The sequence below is a fragment of the Cupriavidus sp. YAF13 genome, from assembly GCF_052113425.1.
In the GTDB taxonomy this organism is placed as follows: Bacteria; Pseudomonadota; Gammaproteobacteria; order Burkholderiales; family Burkholderiaceae; genus Cupriavidus.
On the sequence record NZ_JBFRDD010000065.1, the window covers coordinates 24,171 to 43,140 of the forward strand.

Annotated in this window: 20 protein-coding genes and 2 pseudogenes; 15 read left to right on the plus strand and 7 right to left on the minus strand. The window is 65.8% G+C overall.

Annotated elements, in window-relative coordinates; translation table 11 throughout:
• Window positions 1-100: 100 nt before the first annotated feature.
• On the minus strand, window positions 101-991 hold the full coding sequence (locus AB4061_RS34755; protein WP_441640690.1) for a LysR family transcriptional regulator: 891 nt from the start codon (window positions 989-991) through the stop codon (window positions 101-103).
• Window positions 992-1,091: 100 nt separating this feature from the next.
• On the opposite strand from AB4061_RS34755, the gene AB4061_RS34760 reads away from it, so the two are divergent.
• The 4 genes from AB4061_RS34760 to AB4061_RS34775 all read left to right on the plus strand — a co-directional run bounded on the left by AB4061_RS34760 (window position 1,092) and on the right by AB4061_RS34775 (window position 6,000).
• Window positions 1,092-2,645, plus strand: a complete 1,554-nt coding sequence (locus tag AB4061_RS34760) for an AMP-binding protein (protein WP_441640691.1) — start codon at window positions 1,092-1,094, stop codon at window positions 2,643-2,645.
• Window positions 2,646-2,656: 11 nt separating this feature from the next.
• A complete protein-coding gene (locus tag AB4061_RS34765; RefSeq protein WP_441640692.1) occupies window positions 2,657-3,838 on the plus strand; it encodes an acyl-CoA dehydrogenase family protein in 1,182 nt (393 codons plus the stop codon).
• A gap of 63 nt (window positions 3,839-3,901) precedes the next feature.
• Complete coding sequence (locus AB4061_RS34770) at window positions 3,902-4,885, plus strand: tripartite tricarboxylate transporter substrate binding protein (protein ID WP_441640693.1); 984 nt, start codon at window positions 3,902-3,904, stop codon at window positions 4,883-4,885.
• A 17-nt stretch (window positions 4,886-4,902) separates the two neighbouring features.
• Window positions 4,903-6,000, plus strand: a complete 1,098-nt coding sequence (locus AB4061_RS34775; RefSeq protein WP_441640694.1) for a CaiB/BaiF CoA transferase family protein — start codon at window positions 4,903-4,905, stop codon at window positions 5,998-6,000.
• Window positions 6,001-6,020: 20 nt separating this feature from the next.
• Here the strand turns inward: AB4061_RS34775 and AB4061_RS34780 are convergent, their stop codons facing one another.
• On the minus strand, window positions 6,021-6,980 hold the full coding sequence (locus AB4061_RS34780) for a GlxA family transcriptional regulator (protein WP_441640695.1): 960 nt from the start codon (window positions 6,978-6,980) through the stop codon (window positions 6,021-6,023).
• Window positions 6,981-7,119: 139 nt separating this feature from the next.
• On the opposite strand from AB4061_RS34780, the gene AB4061_RS34785 reads away from it, so the two are divergent.
• The 5 genes from AB4061_RS34785 to AB4061_RS34805 all read left to right on the plus strand — a co-directional run bounded on the left by AB4061_RS34785 (window position 7,120) and on the right by AB4061_RS34805 (window position 9,873).
• Window positions 7,120-7,428: a DUF1272 domain-containing protein gene (locus AB4061_RS34785; protein WP_441640696.1), complete on the plus strand. Its 309-nt coding sequence runs from the start codon at window positions 7,120-7,122 to the stop codon at window positions 7,426-7,428.
• A 107-nt stretch (window positions 7,429-7,535) separates the two neighbouring features.
• Window positions 7,536-7,877: an FKBP-type peptidyl-prolyl cis-trans isomerase gene (locus AB4061_RS34790; protein WP_441640697.1), complete on the plus strand. Its 342-nt coding sequence runs from the start codon at window positions 7,536-7,538 to the stop codon at window positions 7,875-7,877.
• Between the two features lie 89 nt (window positions 7,878-7,966).
• The gene (gene fabV, locus AB4061_RS34795; RefSeq protein ID WP_441640698.1) at window positions 7,967-9,163 is read left to right on the plus strand and encodes an enoyl-ACP reductase FabV; all 1,197 of its coding nucleotides are present in this window, start codon (window positions 7,967-7,969) and stop codon (window positions 9,161-9,163) included.
• A gap of 17 nt (window positions 9,164-9,180) precedes the next feature.
• The gene (locus AB4061_RS34800; RefSeq protein ID WP_441640699.1) at window positions 9,181-9,546 is read left to right on the plus strand and encodes a glyoxalase superfamily protein; all 366 of its coding nucleotides are present in this window, start codon (window positions 9,181-9,183) and stop codon (window positions 9,544-9,546) included.
• Window positions 9,547-9,585: 39 nt separating this feature from the next.
• Window positions 9,586-9,873, plus strand: coding sequence for a DUF6881 domain-containing protein (locus AB4061_RS34805; protein ID WP_150984935.1), 288 nt, complete (start codon window positions 9,586-9,588; stop codon window positions 9,871-9,873).
• Window positions 9,874-9,905: 32 nt separating this feature from the next.
• Here AB4061_RS34805 and AB4061_RS34810 read toward each other — a convergent pair whose 3' ends face one another.
• From AB4061_RS34810 to AB4061_RS34820, 3 genes are all read right to left on the minus strand, one after another.
• Window positions 9,906-10,232, minus strand: coding sequence for a cupin domain-containing protein (locus AB4061_RS34810; RefSeq protein WP_441640700.1), 327 nt, complete (start codon window positions 10,230-10,232; stop codon window positions 9,906-9,908).
• 186 nt (window positions 10,233-10,418) lie between these two features.
• The gene (locus AB4061_RS34815; RefSeq protein WP_441640701.1) at window positions 10,419-11,663 is read right to left on the minus strand and encodes a glycosyltransferase; all 1,245 of its coding nucleotides are present in this window, start codon (window positions 11,661-11,663) and stop codon (window positions 10,419-10,421) included.
• Window positions 11,660-12,316: a TetR/AcrR family transcriptional regulator gene (locus AB4061_RS34820; protein ID WP_441640702.1), complete on the minus strand. Its 657-nt coding sequence runs from the start codon at window positions 12,314-12,316 to the stop codon at window positions 11,660-11,662. The genes AB4061_RS34815 and AB4061_RS34820 overlap by 4 nt, the downstream gene beginning before the upstream one ends.
• A 291-nt stretch (window positions 12,317-12,607) precedes the next feature.
• Here AB4061_RS34820 and AB4061_RS34825 point away from each other — a divergent pair, with 291 nt between their 5' ends.
• A complete protein-coding gene (locus tag AB4061_RS34825; protein ID WP_441640703.1) occupies window positions 12,608-14,326 on the plus strand; it encodes a serine hydrolase in 1,719 nt (572 codons plus the stop codon).
• A gap of 98 nt (window positions 14,327-14,424) precedes the next feature.
• On the opposite strand, the gene AB4061_RS34830 is transcribed toward AB4061_RS34825, so the two are convergent.
• Window positions 14,425-15,051 (minus strand): LysR substrate-binding domain-containing protein, encoded by a 627-nt coding sequence (locus AB4061_RS34830; RefSeq protein WP_441640704.1) that lies wholly within the window; start codon window positions 15,049-15,051, stop codon window positions 14,425-14,427.
• 14 nt (window positions 15,052-15,065) lie between these two features.
• Between AB4061_RS34830 and AB4061_RS34835 the strand changes: the two are divergent.
• The 3 genes and pseudogenes from AB4061_RS34835 to AB4061_RS34845 all read left to right on the plus strand — a co-directional run.
• Window positions 15,066-15,383: pseudogene (locus AB4061_RS34835) on the plus strand (short-chain dehydrogenase/reductase); the annotation flags it as partial.
• 174 nt (window positions 15,384-15,557) lie between these two features.
• Window positions 15,558-17,189, plus strand: coding sequence for an FAD-dependent oxidoreductase (locus AB4061_RS34840; protein WP_441640705.1), 1,632 nt, complete (start codon window positions 15,558-15,560; stop codon window positions 17,187-17,189).
• The gene (locus AB4061_RS34845; RefSeq protein WP_441640706.1) at window positions 17,186-17,518 is read left to right on the plus strand and encodes a 4Fe-4S binding protein; all 333 of its coding nucleotides are present in this window, start codon (window positions 17,186-17,188) and stop codon (window positions 17,516-17,518) included. The genes AB4061_RS34840 and AB4061_RS34845 overlap by 4 nt, the downstream gene beginning before the upstream one ends.
• Before the next feature lie 132 nt (window positions 17,519-17,650).
• Here the strand turns inward: AB4061_RS34845 and AB4061_RS34850 are convergent, their stop codons facing one another.
• Window positions 17,651-17,887, minus strand: coding sequence for a hypothetical protein (locus AB4061_RS34850; RefSeq protein WP_441640707.1), 237 nt, complete (start codon window positions 17,885-17,887; stop codon window positions 17,651-17,653).
• Window positions 17,888-18,061: 174 nt separating this feature from the next.
• Between AB4061_RS34850 and AB4061_RS34855 the strand changes: the two genes are divergently transcribed.
• Window positions 18,062-18,592: an isochorismatase family protein gene (locus AB4061_RS34855; protein WP_441640708.1), complete on the plus strand. Its 531-nt coding sequence runs from the start codon at window positions 18,062-18,064 to the stop codon at window positions 18,590-18,592.
• Between the two features lie 194 nt (window positions 18,593-18,786).
• Window positions 18,787-18,970: pseudogene (locus AB4061_RS34860) on the plus strand (hypothetical protein); the annotation flags it as partial.

The following is an 18,970-nucleotide window of genomic DNA, read 5'->3' on the forward strand; positions in this document are numbered from 1 at the left end:
CGTAAGAAATTTCCCAAAGATTTGTACTCTGTACGCAACATAGGCCGGCAAGCCGGCCTATGGGATCTACGTGGCGTGCGCAAGCGCATTGCCAGGCAGGTCAGGCGCCCTGCTCGCGCACCAGCGCCGTCATGCGCTGCGCGAGCGGCGAGAGATAGGCGCCGGCCCGGGTGATCACGCCCACGCGCCGGCGCAGGTCCAGTTCTTCAAGCCCCAGGTCGAGCGGGCGCAGCCCGGTCGTCACCGCATTGGAATTCGTGCCCGATATGCTCAGCATCTGCGTGCCGCGCATCAGGTCGAAGAGCGAGGAGCTGCCAAAATCGGTCTCGATGCGCAAGTTCGGGGCGGCCAGCCCCTGCTTGCGGAACGCCGCGTCGACCTGCTGGCGCAAGATGATATGGGGCCCGGGCAGCAGCCAGTCCTGGCCGGCCAGATCCGCAAGGGTCAGCCTGCGGCGGCGCTGCAGCGGGTGCGCTTCATCGGCCACCACCACCAGCCGGTCGTCGAACAGTTCTTCCACCGCGAACTCGCTCGCGCGCTCCCTCGGTGTGGGGGCAATGGCAAGGTCCAGCTCGCCCGCAAGCAGCAGTTCCATGAGGTCCCGCGCCAGCAGCCGGCGCAGCCGCAGCCGCGCAACGGGCCGCTCCCGCAACAGTTGACGGCAGGCGTCCAGCACCAGGGCATTGGGGATCGAAGGCGAATAGCCCAGGCGCAGCATGCCCTGCTCTCCGGTGCGGATGCCTTGCATCTCCTTGAGCGCGTCGTCGAACTCCAGCCGGATGCGGCGCGCGCGCACCATGAATTGCATGCCCGCCTGCGTCGGGGTCATGCCATGGGCCGTGCGCTCGAACAAAGGCAGGCCGATCTGCGCTTCCACACGCTGCACCGCCTTGGTCAGGGCCGGCTGGCTGATGCCCAGCGACTCCGCGGCGCGGCCGATGCCGCCGTGCGCATCCACGGCCAGCACGTATTCAAGATCTCTCGTCTCCATCGCGACATTCCCGCTGGTTATGCCTTTATAGCTGGTACGGCATTGTAGTGATGCCCCGCATCTTACAGACTACGGCGAAGAACCATCAAGGAGACAACCCATGGGATTCGCTTTCTTCCTGCGCCGCGCGGCGCGCTACTGGGGGGATCACGCCGCCGTGCTTTACAACGACCGCGTGCTGACCTATCGCGAACTGGACGAGCGCTCGAACCGCCTCGCCAATGCGCTGCTGGCCCTCGGCCTCACCCGGGGCGATCGCGTGGCGATTCAATCACGCAACCGCCCCGAGCTGGTCGAGATCGAGTGCGCCCTGTACAAGGCCGGGCTCGTCAAGGCCGCGCTCAACCCGCGCTTCACGGCGGCGGAGGCATCGGATGTGGCCGAGAACTGTACGCCGCGCATCCTGTTTGCCGGACCTGGCTATACCGGCTACTCGCCGCAAACCGCGGGCTTTGGATCCGTGCAAACGTTCATCGCGATTGGCAAACCCGCGGACGGCTACGGCGACTACGAGGCCCTGCTCGCAGGCGCCAGCCCTGCGCCGCTCGACATCACGCCGCAGCCCGACGACCTCGCCGTCCTGCATTTTTCCTCGGGTTCCACCGGCAAGATCAAGGCCGCCATGCAGAGCTATGGCAACCGCCTGGCAGCGCTGCGCAAGATGCTGCTGAGCATGGACAAGCCGGCACGGCCCGGCGACCGCCTGGCACTGATCGGCCCCATCACCCACGCCTCCGGCATGCTGATGCAGCCGTATCTGTACACCGGCGCAACGTTGGTGCTGTTCGACAAGTTCGAGCCCGCGCATTTCCTGGCGGAGGTGGCCAGGCTGCGCCTCACCCATGTGTTCATGGTGCCGGCCATGATCAATATGCTGCTGACTGAGCCAACCCTGGCCAGCGCGGACCTGAGCAGCCTCAAGACCCTGGCCTACGGCGCCGCGCCGATGGCGCCCGCGCGCATCCGCGAGGCGTGGGAGCGCATCGGCCCCATCCTGTCGCAAGGCTATGGCGCGAGCGAGTCCACCTCCGGCGTGACCCGCCTCTCGACCGCCGATCATGCCGACGCCCTGGCGCACCGGCCCGAGCGGCTGGCGTCGTGCGGGCGGGCGCTTGGCGAAACGGAGGTGCGCGTGGTCGACGAACAGGGCCGCGAAGTGGCCGGCGACGACATCGGAGAACTGGTGATCCGCGGCGAGGATGTCTTCCACGGGTACTGGGGCGAGCCGGAGCTGACGCGCGAAGTGCTGGTGGACGGATGGCTGCGCACTGGCGACCTGGCGCGGGTGGATGAAGAAGGCTACATCTACCTGGTCGACCGCAAGAAAGACATGATCATCTCCGGCGGCTTCAATGTGTATCCGACCGAGGTCGAGGCCGCGCTTTACCAGCATCCGGACGTGATGGAAGCCTGCGTGATCAGCGTGCCCGACGACACCTGGGGCGAAAGCGTCAAGGCCGTCGTTGCCCTCAGGCCCGGCCGGCAAGGCACGGCGGAAGACCTCATCGCGCACTGCCGCGCGCGCATTGCCGATTACAAATCGCCACGAACCATCGACTTCGTCACCGAACTGCCCAAGAACGCGAGCGGGAAGCTCGCTCGCAAACTGGTGCGCGAGCCGTACTGGCAAGGCGTATCCCGTCGCGTGAACTAAGGAGAACCGCCATGTTCGACAACCTGACCAATCCCGTGCTGGTCGAGACCCGCGCCAGCATCCAGCGCTACATCCATGAAGAACTGCTGCCGCTGGAGCGCGAGCTGGGCCTGGGGTCCGAAGATGCCTGGCCGCGCGATGTGCTGCGCGGCGTGTGGCGCCGCTCCAGCGAGCTGGGGCTCTATGCCGCCTGCCTGCCCGTCGAGCTCGGCGGCAAGGGCCTGAACATCGCCGAGCAATGCGCGCTGAAGGCAGACCTTGCCGCCAGCGGCGCGGTGCTGGCGCCGCACGTGCTGGGCGACCTGGGCGGCCCGCCGCGCGTGGGCAATATGCTCAAGTACGCCACGCCGGACCAGCTTGCGCGCTACTTCCAGCCGGTCATCCGGGGCGAAAAATCCACTTGCTTCGCCCTGACCGAGCCGCATTCCGGCTCGGATGCCCAAAGCATCTCCACCACGGCCGTGGCGGACGGCAATGACCTCGTCATCAACGGCCGCAAGCACTACATCAGCGGCGCGCCGTTTGCCGACTTTGCCATCGTCATGTGCGTCACCGATGCCACCGTGTCCCCGCCCGCCATCACGGCCGTGCTGATCGACCTGGACCTGCCCGGTGTCAAGGTCAGCACCGAGTACGTGCCGATGTCGGGCCAGCATATCGATGGGGACATCGAGTTCGTCAATGTGCGGGTGCCGCGCGCCAATATCTTTGGCGGCGAAGGCAACGGCTTCAAGCTCGGCATGTCGCGCATCAACGTCAACCGGCTGCTGCACTGCCCTACCATGCTGGGCCTGGCGACCAAGGCCTATGCGTCCTCGCTGGAGTATGCCGGCCAGCGGCGCCAGTTCGGCGGGCCCATTGCGCGCTTCCAGGCCATCCAGCACATGCTGGCGGACATGGCTGCCGCGCTGTGGGCTTGCGAGAGCATGATCGCGCAAACCGCCGCGCTGGCGGACAGTGGCGCGGATCTTCGCGTGAAGGCCGCGGCGTGCAAGCTGTTCATCTCCGAGCGCTGCTTTGAGGTAGCCGACAAAGCCGTACAGATCCACGGCAACGTGGGCGTGACGCGAGGACATCCGGTGGAGCAGGCTTTCCGCAAGCTGCGCATGTTCCGGATCTTCACCGGCACCAGCGAGATCCAGCGCAATACCATCGCCCGCGCGATCCTTGAACCCATGCAGGCCAAAGCCTGAGCTGGCAGCGGTTGATCAAACCGACGCAGGCGAACTGCGCAGCCAAGAACTGGAGACACCCCCATGAAACGCCGAACCTGGCTCGCCACCGCGGGCGCAGCCGCACTTAGCAGCATGCTCACGCCGGTGCGCGCCGCCGCGCCCTACCCCAATCGTCCCGTGCGCCTGATCGTCCCGTTCCTGGCGGGCAGCGCGCCGGATAACATCGCACGCACGCTGTCGGCTGAACTGGCCCGCACGCTTGGCCAGCCGCTGGTCGTGGAGAACATGCCGGGCGCGGGCGGCGTGATCGGCGCGAGCGCCTTGAAGCGCGCCGCCGCGGATGGCTACACGCTGGGCATTCTCGCGAACACGCATGTGATCAACGTGCATCTGTACCGCAACATGCCATACGATCCCGTGCACGATTTCACCGCGATCACGGCGATTTCCGGCGGCCCTACCGCTCTCATCGTGCCTGCCGATGCGCCATACAAGACCGCCGGCGAGCTGATCGCCGCGCTCAAGCGCGCACCCGGCAAGCTCAACTACGGCTCGGGCGGCAAAGGCAGCATCGCGCATCTGGCGGTAGAGGCCTTGCTGCACCAGACCGGCACGCAGGCCGTGCACATCCCCTACAAGGGCGCGACGGAGATCATTACCGCCATGCTCAGCGGCCAGACCCAGTTCGGCATGCCGGTGCTGGGCACCGCGACCCAGTACCTGCGCAATGGCCAGGTGCGGGCGCTGGCGGTGTCGTCATCCGCACGCTCCGTCTATTTCCCGGAGGTGCCGACGCTTGCCGAGGTCCTGCCCCCCGGCCTGGCACTGGACAACTGGAGCGGCCTGTTCGCGCCCGCGCACCTGCCCGCCGAACTCACCCAGCGGCTCTTTGCCGCCGTCACGGAACTGCAGGCCAGCGGGCGCCTGGATGCGCAGTTGAAGGCCAACGCCGGGGAACTGCGCCGCAGCGCTTCCCCGTCGCAGTTCAACGGCATGGTGGCCGCGGATACCGCCCGCTACGGCAAGCTGATCCGCTCGATCGGCATGGACGGCGACGTCAGCTAAAGCACCGGGAACCGGCAATGAAACCAGAGTGGTCCTGCCTGAAGGACGTCAAGATCATTGATCTCAGCCAGCTCCTGCCCGGCCCGCACGCCACGACCCTGCTCATGCAGCTGGGCGCGGACGTGGTCAAGGTGGAGCAGCCGGGCACGGGCGACACCTCCCGCCAACTCGGGCCTGCCGTGTTTGCGCAGTTCAATCGCGGCAAGCAATCCGTCGCGCTCGACCTGAAATCCGACGAGGGCCGCGCGGCGTTCCTGAGCCTGGTGAAAGCGGCGGACGCCGTTGTCGAAGGCTTCCGGCCCGGCGTGATGCAACGCCTCGGCCTGGGCTATGACGCGCTCGCGCAAGTGAACCCGGCCATCGTGCTGTGCTCCGTGTCCGGGTTCGGCCAGACCGGCCCGTATGCGGACCATGCCGGCCACGACCTGAACTATCTCGCGCTGGCAGGTTACTGGTCCGTGCCGGTGCAGGTGGACGACAAGGTGTCCCGGCCACGCGTGCGCGCCTCCGACTACGCGGCCTCGGGCTATGCTGCGCTGGCGCTGGCCGTGGCGGTCATGAGCGCGCGGCAGCATGGACGGGGCCAGCATCTCGATGTGTCGATCCATGACGCCATCCTGTCATGGACCGCGCATGGCGCCTGGGCCGCGCGCGGGTACGAGGATCGCCCGCACGAATCGCCAACCGTCATGCCGGACAACGATATCTTCGAGACCAGCGACGGCCGCCATCTCGCCATGGGCATCCTGGAAAACAAGTTCTGGCTCAACCTGTGCGAGGCGATTGGTGCGGACTTTCCAGCGCTGCTCGATGCCCGGTTCACGTCGCGGCCCGGCCGCCAGCAGCACAAGCCGGAAGTGAACGGCCTGCTCAACGGGATCTTCCGGTCGCGGTCCCTCGCCCGATGGGCGGAAGTCTTCGCGCCCTTCGACCTGCCGTTCTCTCCCGCGCTCAGCGCGCAGGAGCTATTCGCGGACCCGCACGTCAAGGCGCGAAACATGGTGCGCGAGGTGCCCTCGGAGAACGCCATCGCGCTGAACTTCCCCGTCAAGTTTTCCCTTGGACTGCCCGCTAGCGACGATTACGTTCCCGCGCTTGGCGAACACAACACGTAGCACAGGGACATAGGGAGACATCAAGCCTGCGCCCGCCAGCGGGACGGCGGCAGCGCCTCCTCCTGCCGCCACGCGGCGCGGAACGCCTGCGGGCTGGCAAAGCCGCAGCGCTCCGCCACCAGGTCGACCGCCCAATCGCTGTCCTTCAGCAACCGGCGCGCCAGATCCAGCCGCAATTGCTGCTGGTACTGCTTGAGCGTGATGCCGCTCTCCTGCTGGAACAGCCGGGCCAGATGCCGGTAGCTCAGCGCGAAGCGGCCGGCTAGCTCGCTGTACGACAATGCGCAGGCCGGCTGCCCGGTCAGGAAATCCTGCACAGCGTGGATGAGCGGATGATGATGATTGCGGTAGCGCAGCTGCACGTCGAGCGCCGGATCCTGGCCCAGCCTGCGGAACGGCACGACGTTCTCGCGCGCGGCCTGGATCGCGGCGGCAGCGCCGAATGCCCGCCAGATCAGATGCAAGGCGAGGTCGATGCCCGCCGTCACGCCGGCCGAGGTCATCAGCGGGCCATCTTCGACCAGCACCCGGTTAGCCAGCACCCGCGCGTGCGGATGGCGTTGCTGCAATCGCGCCAGGTGCTCATGGTGCGTCGTGCAGCTGCGCCCGTCGAGCAAGCCGGCCGCGCCAAGCAGGAATGCGCCGGTGCAGACACTGGCCAGCGTCACCTCGCCAAGGCAGGGCCGCACCACGGCCTGAAGCCACTCGACGATCTGCCGATGCTCCGGCGTGGACAGCGCGCTGAACACCAGCTTGAAACCCACCACGATCACCACGTCGCCCGGCGCCAGCCGTGCCGGCAGCGGCTGCACCCCGCTCAAGGCCAGGCCTTGAAAGCTGGTTACCGTCTTTTGCGGCCCGACGCAGTGCAGCGCCAGCGGCGAAATCCCGAGCGCTGCCACGGAACCGAGCACCTGCATCGGCCCGCCGAGATCCAGCATGTGCACCTGCGGCGGCAGCACTAGGAAGATGCGTTTCATGGCTGTCCCTGCTCATTTATTTATGGGTGGCATGATTTTTACCATGCCTGTCATTTTTTCGAATTGCCGTGCGATTTCTCCGTCATTAGTATGGCAGTGGATTTACCAACATGACACGCCATAGCGGAGGAGAAAGAACATGCTGGAACTCAGGCCAAGCTGCGAGCACTGCAACAAGGCGCTTCCGCCAGCGTCGCTGGAAGCGCGCATCTGTAGCTATGAATGCACATTCTGCGCGTCATGCGTGGACGATGTCCTGGGCAATGTCTGCCCGAATTGCGGGGGCGGCTTCATGCCAAGGCCGATCCGGCCGTCGCGCAACTGGAAGGGCAACAACTTCCTGGGCAGCGATCCGGCGAGCACGAAAGCCAAGCACCGGCCGGTGGATCCGGCCACGCATGCGCAATTCTCAGCCGCCATTCGCGGGATGCCTCCCGAGCAACGATAGCCGCCCGATTGCAAAAATCCGTCCGCGCCCCTTCTGGTGACACTGCCATGGGATGTAAACTCTGCCTCCTCGGTCAATGCACCCATGACCATGAAAAAGAGCAGCGGATGAGCAACGAACTACAGGTTGAAGACATTCAACTCGGCGACGGCAAGGCGGTGGTCAAAGGCGCCTTGATCACCACCCAGTACAACGGCTACCTGGAGGACGGCACCCGGTTCGACTCTTCCTACGATCGCGGCAAGCCCTTCCAGTGCGTGATCGGCACCGGGCGCGTGATCAAAGGCTGGGACCTGGGGCTGATGGGCATGAAAGTCGGCGGCAAGCGCAAGCTCCATGTCCCCGCCCACCTTGCTTATGGCGAGCGGCAGGTCGGCGCCCATATCAAGCCAAACTCGAACCTGGTCTTCGAGATCGAGTTGCTGGAAGTGCTAACGCGGGACGATTGATACAGGCGCCCAGCCAAGCTGGCGCGTGCAGGAGGCCGGGGTTCCGCCGGGGTTCCATTACAATCCACCAAAATTGCAAGGAACCCACCATGATCATCGGACCCCGCGTGCGCGGCTTTATGTGTGTCACCGCCCACCCCGCCGGCTGCGAAGCCAACGTCAACCAGCAGATCGCCTACGTGAAGGCACACGGCCCGGTCGCCAACGGACCCAAGAAGGTCCTGGTCATCGGCGCCTCCACGGGCTATGGGCTTGCCGCTCGCATCACGGCAACGTTCGGTTGCGGCGCCGACACGCTCGGCGTGTTCTTCGAACGCGCCGGCACCGAGAGCAAGCCTGGCACCGCGGGCTGGTACAACACGGCGGCGTTTCACAAGGCGGCAACGGCAGAAGGCCGCTATGCCATGAGCATYAATGGCGATGGCTTCTCCGACGAGATCAAGCAGCAAACCATCGACATCATCAAGCGCGATCTCGGCCAGGTCGACCTGGTCGTCTACAGCCTTGCTGCGCCGCGGCGAAAGCACCCGAAGACGGGGGAAATCTTCAATTCCACGCTCAAGCCCATAGGCAAGGAAATCCGGCAGCGCGGCCTGGACACCGACAAGGAGGTGATCAAGGAAATCAACCTGCTGCCGGCAACGCAGGAAGAGATCGATCACACGGTCGCCGTGATGGGCGGCGAAGACTGGCAAATGTGGATCGATGCCCTGCTCGCCGCCGGCGTGCTCGCCGACAACGCAAAGACCACCGCGTTTACCTACCTGGGCGAGAAGGTCACCCACGACATCTACTGGAACGGCTCCATCGGCGCCGCCAAGAAAGACCTGGACCAGAAGGTGCTGGACCTGCGCGGCAAGCTGGCCGCCACCGGCGGCGACGCCCGCGTGGCGGTGCTCAAGGCCGTGGTGACCCAGGCCAGCTCCGCCATCCCGGTGATGCCGCTGTACCTGTCGCTGCTGTTCAAGGTCATGAAGGAAACCGGCACCCACGAAGGCTGCATCGAGCAGGTCTACTCGCTCTACCAGGACTGCCTGTACAGCCAGTCGCCACGCCAGGATACGGAAGGCCGCCTGCGCACGGATGAGAAGGAACTCAGCCCGGATGTCCAGGCCCGCGTGACGCAGTTGTGGGACCAGGTCACCGACGACAACATCTACGCGCTCACCGATTTTGCGGGCTACAAGGCGGAGTTCCTGCGCCTGTTCGGATTCGGCATCGACGGCGTGGACTATGCAGCCGACGTGAATCCCGCCGTGGAGATTCCCAACCTGGTCGAAGCGTAAGCCGCAGGCACAACGCCATGAACCTGTCCCCCGCCATCCCCATCATCCGGATCTTCTCGGTCGAGAAGGCCAAGGAATTCTATCTGGACTATCTTGGCTTTTCGCTCGATTGGGAGCATCGTTTCGGTGAGGAATTTCCGCTCTACGCCCAGGTGAGGCGATCCGGCCTGACGCTGCACCTGAGCGAGCACCATGGCGACGCCACGCCGGGTTCGACGGTGTTCGTCCCCGTGGAGGACATCGATGCCCTGCATCGCGAACTGGATGCCAGGCAGTATCGCTATGCAAAACCAGGCATCGACGTGGTGGGCTGGGGACGGCAGTTGCAAGTCGCGGATCCGTTTGGCAACCGCCTGCGGTTTTGCGAGCTATCCAAGGACTAGGTTTTTGTTTGGCGACACGCGGCTTGAGGGGAGACCCCGATGGAATACATCGACGTCATCTGGCGGCACGAACTTCCCTCCGAGCCGGTTCGGCTCGTGTCGGAGCTTGACGGCGCACGCTTCGAAACCAGGAAGCTGGAATTCTTCCGGGATGGAACCGTTGGCTTCGCGAGCACCGGCGCGGCGACGGGCAGCACCAATCTCGGGCTGGTGCCGGTTCCCGGCCTTGCCGAGATCAACGCGGATCCGGAGTTCGACGGCACGGCGATGACACCGGAGGAATTTGAGGTCCTCTGGCTATTGCACGCGCGTCCGGCAAAGCACTGAGCGTTTCCTGGCGACGCCGGCTATGGCACCTGCTACAGCAGCACCAGCGTCACCAGCAGCGACGCGTTGCTGATCGCCGTCACATCGTGCATCACGTTGGATTCCAGATAGACCAGGTCGCCCTGGCGCAACAGCCGGTGCGCGCCCTCCACGCCGATATCGACCTCCCCTTCCAGGCATTGCACCGTGATTGGCCCGGCTACCGCATGGGCCGGCATATGCTTGCCGGCGGTCAGCACCAGGCGCATGACCTCCAGGCGGCTTTCCTTGAAGAAGGCGGTATTGGGTGTCTTCGCGAGACGCTCGCCTAGCGGCAGCACGCTGGCCACCTGGCCGGAAGCTAGATGAGGCAAGGACATGGGCGGCTCCTCTGGTGTGAACGGCGTGAGCGAGGTGAACGACGTGAGCGATGTGGGGCGTGGCGGGCACTTCAGCGCGAAGCGCCTCGCTCCGGACAATCCATTCTAGTCGTGCCCGCCAGTGATCCGGAAATTAGCGGACACGGAAAAACCCCGATACCAGGCCGCCCGCGGACCCCAGTAACATCAGGTGCCATCCCGCATCATGGCCTCGATGGCCGAGACCGCATCGGCCAGGCCGTTTTCGCCCGCCATCCTGGCGCCGAGCTCGCGCGCCCGGGAACGGGCTTCGGCGCCCTGGGCGAACGCGATGGCGCGCGCGAGTGCCGAAGCTTGCAGGTGCTTTCCGTTCACGGCTTCACCGGCCACGCCGGCCAGCCTGAGCCGGTCCGCCCAGAAGAACTGGTCACCCGCGAACGGCACCACCACCGAAGGCACGCCCGCCCGCGCGGCGCAATGGGTCGTGCCGGAGCCGCCGTGATGGACAACGAGCGATGTCCGGGGAAACAGCCAGTCGTGCGGCGTGTCGCCAAGCACATGCACATTCGCCGGCAGCCCGGCGGTATCCACCCCGCTCCACCCGGGATAGAACAGCGCCCGCTGTCCTGCGCACGCCGTGATCACCGCGTCCAGCATCTTCTGCCGATCGAACCCCGCCATGCTGCCGAAGCCGAAATACATCGGCGGCTCCCCTGCGGCGAGGAAATCCGCAAGCGGCTGCGGCGCGGTCCAGTCCGGTGACGGCGCGATCCATTGGCCGCAGACACGCGCCGCATTGCCCGGCCAGTCCGCCGGCCGGGGTAACAGGCTGGGCGAAACCCCGTATAGCATCGGATGCCGGGTCCACAGCTGCCGCCGCGGCGGCAGCCCGCATACGGCCGCGCGCGCCGCGTTGGTCTGCTTGCGAAATGCCCGCCACAGCATCCCGTTGACGAAGTGGTGGCTCGTGCGGTTGAGCCAGCCCGGCAGCCGCGCCTGCGCCAGGAACGGCGAGGCGAAGTCCGCCGTCGGCGTGATCGGGATCAGCCCGGTGCCGATCGCCTTCACGCCCAGATGCTCGGCAGCCGACAAGCCGGCAAAAGCCGCCAGGCCCGAGACGAGGATGGCATCGCAGCCAGCGCCCGCCGCCGCCACGATCTCCCGCAGCCATGCCTCGGCATTGGCATTGGCAATGCGCGCCAGCGCGCTCGCCGTGCTGGTGAAGCCGCCATTGCGCGCCACCACGCCGGAGATCGCAAGCTCCGGCTGCAACGCGCCCTTGATGTCCCCCGCCAGCGCGGTTGCCGGAACACCAAGGACCCTGGCCGTGCCAAGCGTTGCGCCATCGGCAAGTAGCCGGGCCTGGTGGCCGGCATCCATCAATGCGCGGCACAGTGCGGCCAGCGGGCGGGCGTCGCCCTCCGTGCCATAGGTTGCGACGATGAAATTCATGGCGTCTTGCGGCTCCTTGCACGTGGCGCCAGCGGGCGGGCGCTTCCCTCCACGAACAGTGTCACCACCACCGCGAACTCCTCGCGCAGCGTGAGTCCCGGCAAGCTCAGCCAGCGCATCAGCGCAGCGAGATAGAGGTGATGGAAAAGCGACGCCAGATGCGCCGCGCCGATATCGTCCCGCAGTTCGCCCGAGCGCTGGCCCAAGGCGATCAGCAGCCCGAAGACATCGGTCATGTCGCTGGCCCCGGCGGCCTCTTGCGCGGGCGGGGCAGCATCAAGACTCAGGAAACGAAAGCGGAGGTAAGGAGAAAGGTAGGCGCGATGCCCCTCGCACCAGGCGGCGGACGCATCGAGCAGCAGCGCCAGCGCCGGCCGGAAGCTTGCCTGCTGCTCGACCTCGGGCTGCAGATGCGCCAGATCGGCCGCCAATTGCATGTGGATCCAATGCGCGAGCACGGATTCCTTGGTTGGGAAATGGTTGTAGAGCGTTCCCTTGGCAACGTCGGCCTCGGCCGCGATCTGCTCCATCGTCACGGCGTCATACCCCTGCGCCTCGAACAGGCCCATGGCAGTCTGGGCAAGAAGATCCAGCGTTTGCGCGCGCTTTCGGGCGCGGCGGCCCGGCATGTCGGGGTCGGCCATCTCATCCATATAAATGAACGAAGAACATTATTGAACTACGTTCAAAATATCGTAGCGCGATCCTGGCGGTAAATCAATCCGGCTGGGAACCGTGCGGGATCGCGCTGCATCCTGCCCGTCGCGCCGCCACAACACACCCTCCTTAGTGGCGATAACAGTTTGCCGGGCCGGTGCTAACGTCTGGCGCACGCAGCGATTCCGATTCCCGGATTCCCGCGGGCGATCCGGCGCGCAACGCGCAACGCAAACCGCGCCGGTCTCCAATAAGCCATGCCATTGCAGAGACAAGGATCCCGCGCCATGCTCAGTGATTTCGATGATCTCGTCCAGGCGTCGATGCAAGAATGGAAGGTACCAGGCCTTGCGCTCGCCATGATCCGGGATGGCGAAACGGTGCTGGCAAAAGGCTATGGCGTGCGCGACACCGGCGACACCGAAGCGCCGTTGCCCGTGACGGCGGACACCCAGTTCCTGCTGTGCTCGCTCACCAAGTCTTTCACCGCCGCCGGGCTTGGCCTGCTGGTGGACGAGCGCAAGCTCGACTGGACCCGGCCCGTGCGCGACTACATACCGGAGTTTCGGCTGCACGATGCGGTTGCGACCGAGCGCGTGACCGTGCGGGACTTGCTTTGCCATCACAGCGGCGTCCCGCGCCACGACTGGATCCACTCGCCGGGCGACCTGTCCATGGCGCAGATCCTGGCGGCCTTGCGCCATCTGGAGCCGAGCCGGGACGTGCGCGAGGCCTACCAGTACCAGAACCTGGGGTATCTCGTGGCCGGGCATATCGCGGAGCGCATCAGCGGGCAGCGCTGGGAGGATTTCACCACCGAACGCCTACTCCGTCCGCTGGGCTTCGCGCACTTCGGGCTATCCATCGAAGCGCTCGCCGCCGCGCCAAACCATGCGCATCCGCACATCATGCAAGGCGACGAACGCCAGCGGGCGATGCTGACGCCTATCCGTGCCCTGCCCGCCGGCGGACTCAATGCCTGCGTGTCGGACCTGGCGAAGTGGATGCGCTTGCTGATCGATGAAGGCACCGTGGACGGCAAGCCGCTGCTGTCTGCAGACATCGTCCGGCAAATGATGACTCCGCGCGTGCATGTGGGCCGCTCCGTGTTCGAGGAGGTGGGCGAGTTCCACTACGGGCTCGGCCTGTCGCTGGAACACTATCGCGGCGAACGGAAGGTCTCCCACACCGGCAGCTGGGTCGGCTGGGCCAACTCAATGGCGATGCTGCCGGAACGCCGTATCGGCGTCGCGGTGCTGACCAATCGCGCCCCAAGTGCCGTCACCGAACTGTTGACCTGCACCGCGCTCGATCAGCTTTGCGGCCACAAGCCGCTTGACTGGCTCGACCGGTTCCGCACCATGCGCCGCCAGGCGCTAGCGCAGCAGAAGGTCGACCAGCAGGCGCGCAGCGAATTGCGCCGGACCGGCACCACGCCGAGCCATCCGCTCGACGACTATGCGGGCGAGTATGAACACCCGGCTTACGGGCGGATTGGCATCACCAAAGAGAACAACGCTCTGGCATGGTGCTGGCGCGGCATGTCGGGCCAGCTCGAACACCGCCACTACGACGTGTTCACTACGCCCGACAAACCCGCCGAGATCCATCCCGACAACCTCACACTGAGCTTCGGCTATGACCGGGAAGGCAACATCGACCGGATCTGCGCGCCTTTGGAGCCGATGGTGGCGGATATCGTATTTCGCCGCGCGGCAGGCGGCGACGTGCTCGACCCGGCGTTCCGCGCCCTCTGCGCTGGCAGGTTCATGCACGGCATGCAGGAGATCAGCGTCACGCTCGATGCGGCGGGCCAGCTATCGCTGCGCATCGGCAGCCAGCAGAGTTGGCCACTGCGGCCGTTTGACGGGCGGACCTTTGACCTGGAAGGCCTCCAGGGGTATCGGGTCGCGTTTCGCCGCCCCTTGCCCGGCATCGTGGACGCGGTCATCTTCTACCAGCCAGATGGCACCTTCCTGGCACTGCGGCAGGCTGTGTCAGCGTAAATCGCCTCGCGGGCGCAAGCCGGCGCCTTTGTCCATTGCCGCCCGCACCGCATGGCAATGCCGGTAACACCGGCCCGGCGCTGATGACGGCGTCCCCGCTACCTGCTATCCGCCAGCGCCGTCCTGGCAAAATCGATAAAGACGCGCAACTTCTTCGGCATCCCCGTCCGGTTGTAGTAGTAGAGGTAGAGCCCCGTGCGTGGTATCCACGCGTCCAGCACGTTCACCAGTGCGCCGGCCCGCAAATGCGGCTCGGCGTTGCGGTATTGCAGGTAGGCAAAGCCGAACCCGTCCAGGGCGGACTGCAGCAGCAAGCCGTTGTCATTGGTCGCGATGCGCCCGGCCACGGCGATCTGCATGGTTTCACCGGCCTTCTCGAACTCCCAGCGATACAGCGCGCCGGTATCGGCGCTCCTGTAGTTCACGCATCGATGCTTGAGCAGATCTCGCGGGTGCCGTGGCTTTGCCTTGTCTTTCAGGTACGCCGGAGACGCAACCACGCAAAAGCGCATCTGCGTGACGAGCGGCACGATCACCATGTCCTCGTCCAGCACATTGTCGTAGCGGATGCCGGCATCGAAACCCTTGCCGACGATGTCCACCAGGCTGTTATCCGCGATGACCTCGACATTGATGTCGGGGTAGGCCGTCAGGAACGCTTTCAGGATGGGCTGGATCACCAGCGGGATGGCGGTCGGGGGCACGTTCAGGCGCAGCGTGCCCATTGACTCGCTTCAAGGTGACCGCGATCGAGCCGGGCGCCTTCCGCACGGACTGGGCAGGCCGCTCCCTGCAGCGCACGGTGCGCACGATCGAGGACTACGCGGCAACGCTGGAACCGCTGAGCGCCGCGCGTGCGGCAAGATCCGGCAAGCAGCCGGGAGATCCCCGCAAGGCCGCGCAGGCGATCCTCAAGGTGGTGGCGTCGGAGCAGCCGCCGGTGCATCTTCTGTTGGGCACCGATGCGCTCGGCTTCGTTCGCGAGAAGCTCAAGACATTGCAGGAGGAAATCAACCAGTGGGAAGCGCTGACCGTCAGTACTGACCTTACCGATTGAATGGGTTGCCAGCGCAACGGATTGCCGCGCTCGCCGCCGCTGCGGCGAGCGCATATGGATTGCACCAAAGCTTCGTTGCGCGGCCCGCGCCAGTTGGCTACTGTCATTCGATCGTTCGATATGTCCATTGCCAATTGCCCATTGCCAATCGCCACTGCCGGGAGGAATCGCCGCATGCCATCCATCGGGACCGAGTACCGCGCCAGGACACCCGCACCGCAGACCGATGTGCTGGTCATCGGCGGCGGCCCTGCCGGCACCTGGACAGCCATTGCCGCGGCCGGATGCGGCGCGCGCGTCGTGCTGGCCGACAAAGGCTACTGCGGCACCTCGGGCGCAACGGCGGCAGCCGGCACCGCCATCTGGCACGTTGCCCCCGACCCCGCCGCGCGCGCGGCGGCCAAGGCCAGCCGCTACACACTTGGCGGCGAACTGGCCGAGCCGGCCTGGATGGACCGGGTGCTGGAGCGCACCTGCGCGGGACTCGAACAGCTTGCCGAATGGGGCTACCCATTTCCGCAGGACGCATCCGGCCAGGCGCAGCGCATCTCCCTGCAAGGGCCGGAGTACATGCGGCTGATGCGCCGGCGCGCCAAGGCGGCGGGCGTTCGCATTCTCGATCACAGCCCGGCGCTGGCCCTGCTGGTGGATGGCGGCGGCGCGGTGCGCGGCGCACGCGGCCTGCACCGCCAGCCCCGCGCGGACCAGCCGGGCGAGTGGACGCTGCGCGCCGGCGCGGTGGTGATCGCCACCGGGGGCTGCGCCTTTCTCAGCCGCGCACTGGGCTGCAACGTGCTGACCGGCGACGGTTACCTGATGGCAGCCCAGGCCGGCGCCGACCTGTCCGGCATGGAGTTCTCCAATGCGTATGGCCTTGGGCCCGCGTTCTCGTCGGTCACCAAATCGCTGTTCTACCAATGGGCGACCTTCTATGACGCACGGGGCCAGGTGCTGGAAGGCGCGGGCTCCGCGCAGGGCCGCAGCGTGATTGCCCGCGCGCTGCAAACGCAAGCGGTGTACGCGCGGCTGGACCGCGCGGACGTCAAGGTGCGTGCGTGGATGCGCAGCGCCCAGCCAAACTATTTCCTGCCCTTCGACCGCCTTGGCATCGACCCCTTCACGCAACGCTTCCCGGTGACCTTGCGGCTCGAAGGCACGGTGCGCGGCACCGGCGGCCTGCGTATCCTGGACGCGCAATGCGCCACCAGCGTCGCCGGCCTGTACGCTGCCGGCGACGCTGCCACGCGCGAGCTGATCTGCGGCGGCTTTACCGGCGGCGGCAGCCACAACGCCGCATGGGCGATGTCGTCCGGCTGGTGGGCAGGCCAGGGCGCGGCCGCCTTCGCGCAGGAAGCGCGCCTCACTGCCGGGCAAACCCTGTACAGCGCCGGCTACGGCAACCCGGCGCACACGCAGGCAACCCCGGCCGAGGCTGACGCATCGGCACTCGTCAGCGCCGTGCAAGCCGAAGTGTTTCCCTACGCGCGCAACTGGTTCCGCCATGGCGAGGCGCTCACCGATTCACTGGTGCGGCTCGATGCGCTGTGGCGGCAATGGGGCAACGCGGCTGCACTACCCGGCGCAGAGCATGCCTTGCGCACACGCGAGGCCACCGCCATGCTCGCCACCGCGCGCTGGATGTACCGCAGCGCGCTGGCGCGCACCGAGACGCGCGGCATGCACCGGCGCATCGATCACCCGGACCAGGATGCAAGCCAGCGCCACCGGGTGATCAGCGGCGGGCTGGATGAAGTCTGGACCGCGCGCGAAAGCATCGCCGGCACCACCTGGAAGGTGGCCGCATGATCGAGCTGCTCAACAGCGCGCGCTGCACCGGCTGCAATATTTGCGTGCGCGTATGCCCCACCAATGTCTTCGCCATCGTGCCCGGCCAGCCGCCGGCGATCGCGCGCCAGCATGACTGCCAGACCTGCTTCATGTGCGAGCTGTACTGCCCCGAAGACGCGCTCTTCGTGGCGCCGCTGGCCGACGCCTGCCAGCCGGCGGACAACGCAGCCACCACGCAGCCCCGCCACGCCGGCAGCTACCGCGCGGCAATAGGCTGGGGCAGCGGCCGCACATCCACCGCCGCGCAGGACGGCAGCCACGCGCTGCTGGGGCTCGTGCGCCGCTAGGGAAGCAGGGAATGCCATGAAAGACCTGATCGACTGGATTACCGCCATCGCCACCGTCGCGCTGGTGTACGCGGCACTGCGCTATCCGCTCTATCCCCCACGCTTTGGCGCCACGGATGAGGAGCATGACAGTTAGCCCTGCGCCACATCGACCCACTGCGCCTTGATCAACTGCGCCGGGTGCTCGGGCGAAATGCGAATCGCGGCATGGGTTGCGCCGGCCGCCGGCAGGACCGCTTTGTCCTTCAGTTTCAGGGACAACGTCTTGGCTATTTGAGCGGATGCCACGCCGTGGGCCTCGGCCGCCTCGGCAATCATCACAGTGTTCGTTGCCTGCTCGATGATCTTGATCTCGGGCGCGTGTTGCATCGGGCGGGCTAGGTTCCTCCAGGATCATCTTGATGCGTTTCGTGTACCCAGGTCATGATCGACCTGCCTGAGCCGGCCTCAAAGCGGGACAATGCGGCTTGAGACTTCAACCGCTCCCACCGGGAATTGCATGCAGGAAGCGATGGGGACCCCAACTCGCCAAAGGAAATGAACATGCTGCAAAACGCCGCCGAATCCGTTCTAGTGCTGGTGGATTTCCAAGGGCGCCTGATGCCGGCGATCCACGAAGGCGATCGCGTGACAAAGGAGGCCGTACGTCTTGGCAACATCGCGCGTGTGCTGGGCGTGCCCGTGATCGGCACAGAACAAAGCCCCAGCAGCCTGGGCGGGAATATCGATGAAATCAAGCGCCTGTGCGATCTGACCCTGGCCAAGGATTACTTCGACGGCTGCCGGGACGGTCTGCTAGACATGCTTCCTGAAGGCCGGAAGAACGTGGTGGTGGCCGGCTGCGAAGCCCACGTTTGCGTGCTCCAGACCGTTGCCGGGCTGCTCGGGAACGGCTTGAAAGTCACCGTGGTGCTGGATGCCATCGGCTCGCGGCAGGCGTCCAGCCGGGAGGCGGCAATCGACAGGATGCGCAACGGCGGGGCAACCGCGGCCACGGTCGAGATGGTTGCCTTTGAATGGATGCGTACGAGCCAGCACGAACGGTTCCGGGAGGTGCTTGGCTTTGTGAAGTAGTGGGCCGCGGCGCACCCGCGCCTGCCCACTAATTCAAAAATTCTGAACAATGTATCCGGATAAGTCTAGTCTAACGCACCGATGACTCTCCTATAGTTCGTTACATGGACGGCGCGCACAAACAAAGCAACGTTCTGGCAGTCGCAGCGAACAATCAACGAAATTCAACGAATTTTAAGATACTGGAGAACATCATGACCAAGACCTTCGCCCTCAAGCTCGCTTCCACGCTCGTGCTGTCGCTCGCCGCCATCGGCGCCGCCCAGGCCGCTTCCGCCAAGGACACCCTTGCCGGCGACAAGTACGGCTATGAATTCCGCACCTCGGTGCCCGCCGACAAGTACGGCTACGACTTCCGCGCAACCGACGCCTTCACCA

Excerpts from the sequence above, each read along its gene's own strand:
- AB4061_RS34780 (WP_441640695.1), bottom strand. The coding sequence starts at position 6,980 with ATGAAACGCATCTTCCTAGTGCTGCCGCCGCAGGTGCACATGCTGGAT.
- AB4061_RS34840 (WP_441640705.1), top strand. The coding sequence starts at position 15,558 with ATGCCATCCATCGGGACCGAGTACCGCGCCAGGACACCCGCACCGCAG.
- AB4061_RS34755 (WP_441640690.1), bottom strand. The coding sequence starts at position 991 with ATGGAGACGAGAGATCTTGAATACGTGCTGGCCGTGGATGCGCACGGC.
- AB4061_RS34855 (WP_441640708.1), top strand. The coding sequence starts at position 18,062 with ATGCTGCAAAACGCCGCCGAATCCGTTCTAGTGCTGGTGGATTTCCAA.
- AB4061_RS34820 (WP_441640702.1), bottom strand. The coding sequence starts at position 12,316 with ATGGATGAGATGGCCGACCCCGACATGCCGGGCCGCCGCGCCCGAAAG.
- AB4061_RS34850 (WP_441640707.1), bottom strand. The coding sequence starts at position 17,887 with ATGCAACACGCGCCCGAGATCAAGATCATCGAGCAGGCAACGAACACT.
- AB4061_RS34805 (WP_150984935.1), top strand. The coding sequence starts at position 9,586 with ATGGAATACATCGACGTCATCTGGCGGCACGAACTTCCCTCCGAGCCG.
- AB4061_RS34790 (WP_441640697.1), top strand. The coding sequence starts at position 7,536 with ATGAGCAACGAACTACAGGTTGAAGACATTCAACTCGGCGACGGCAAG.
- AB4061_RS34810 (WP_441640700.1), bottom strand. The coding sequence starts at position 10,232 with ATGTCCTTGCCTCATCTAGCTTCCGGCCAGGTGGCCAGCGTGCTGCCG.
- AB4061_RS34830 (WP_441640704.1), bottom strand. The coding sequence starts at position 15,051 with ATGGGCACGCTGCGCCTGAACGTGCCCCCGACCGCCATCCCGCTGGTG.
- AB4061_RS34765 (WP_441640692.1), top strand. The coding sequence starts at position 2,657 with ATGTTCGACAACCTGACCAATCCCGTGCTGGTCGAGACCCGCGCCAGC.
- AB4061_RS34825 (WP_441640703.1), top strand. The coding sequence starts at position 12,608 with ATGCTCAGTGATTTCGATGATCTCGTCCAGGCGTCGATGCAAGAATGG.
- AB4061_RS34775 (WP_441640694.1), top strand. The coding sequence starts at position 4,903 with ATGAAACCAGAGTGGTCCTGCCTGAAGGACGTCAAGATCATTGATCTC.
- AB4061_RS34845 (WP_441640706.1), top strand. The coding sequence starts at position 17,186 with ATGATCGAGCTGCTCAACAGCGCGCGCTGCACCGGCTGCAATATTTGC.
- AB4061_RS34785 (WP_441640696.1), top strand. The coding sequence starts at position 7,120 with ATGCTGGAACTCAGGCCAAGCTGCGAGCACTGCAACAAGGCGCTTCCG.
- AB4061_RS34800 (WP_441640699.1), top strand. The coding sequence starts at position 9,181 with ATGAACCTGTCCCCCGCCATCCCCATCATCCGGATCTTCTCGGTCGAG.
- AB4061_RS34760 (WP_441640691.1), top strand. The coding sequence starts at position 1,092 with ATGGGATTCGCTTTCTTCCTGCGCCGCGCGGCGCGCTACTGGGGGGAT.
- AB4061_RS34815 (WP_441640701.1), bottom strand. The coding sequence starts at position 11,663 with ATGAATTTCATCGTCGCAACCTATGGCACGGAGGGCGACGCCCGCCCG.
- AB4061_RS34770 (WP_441640693.1), top strand. The coding sequence starts at position 3,902 with ATGAAACGCCGAACCTGGCTCGCCACCGCGGGCGCAGCCGCACTTAGC.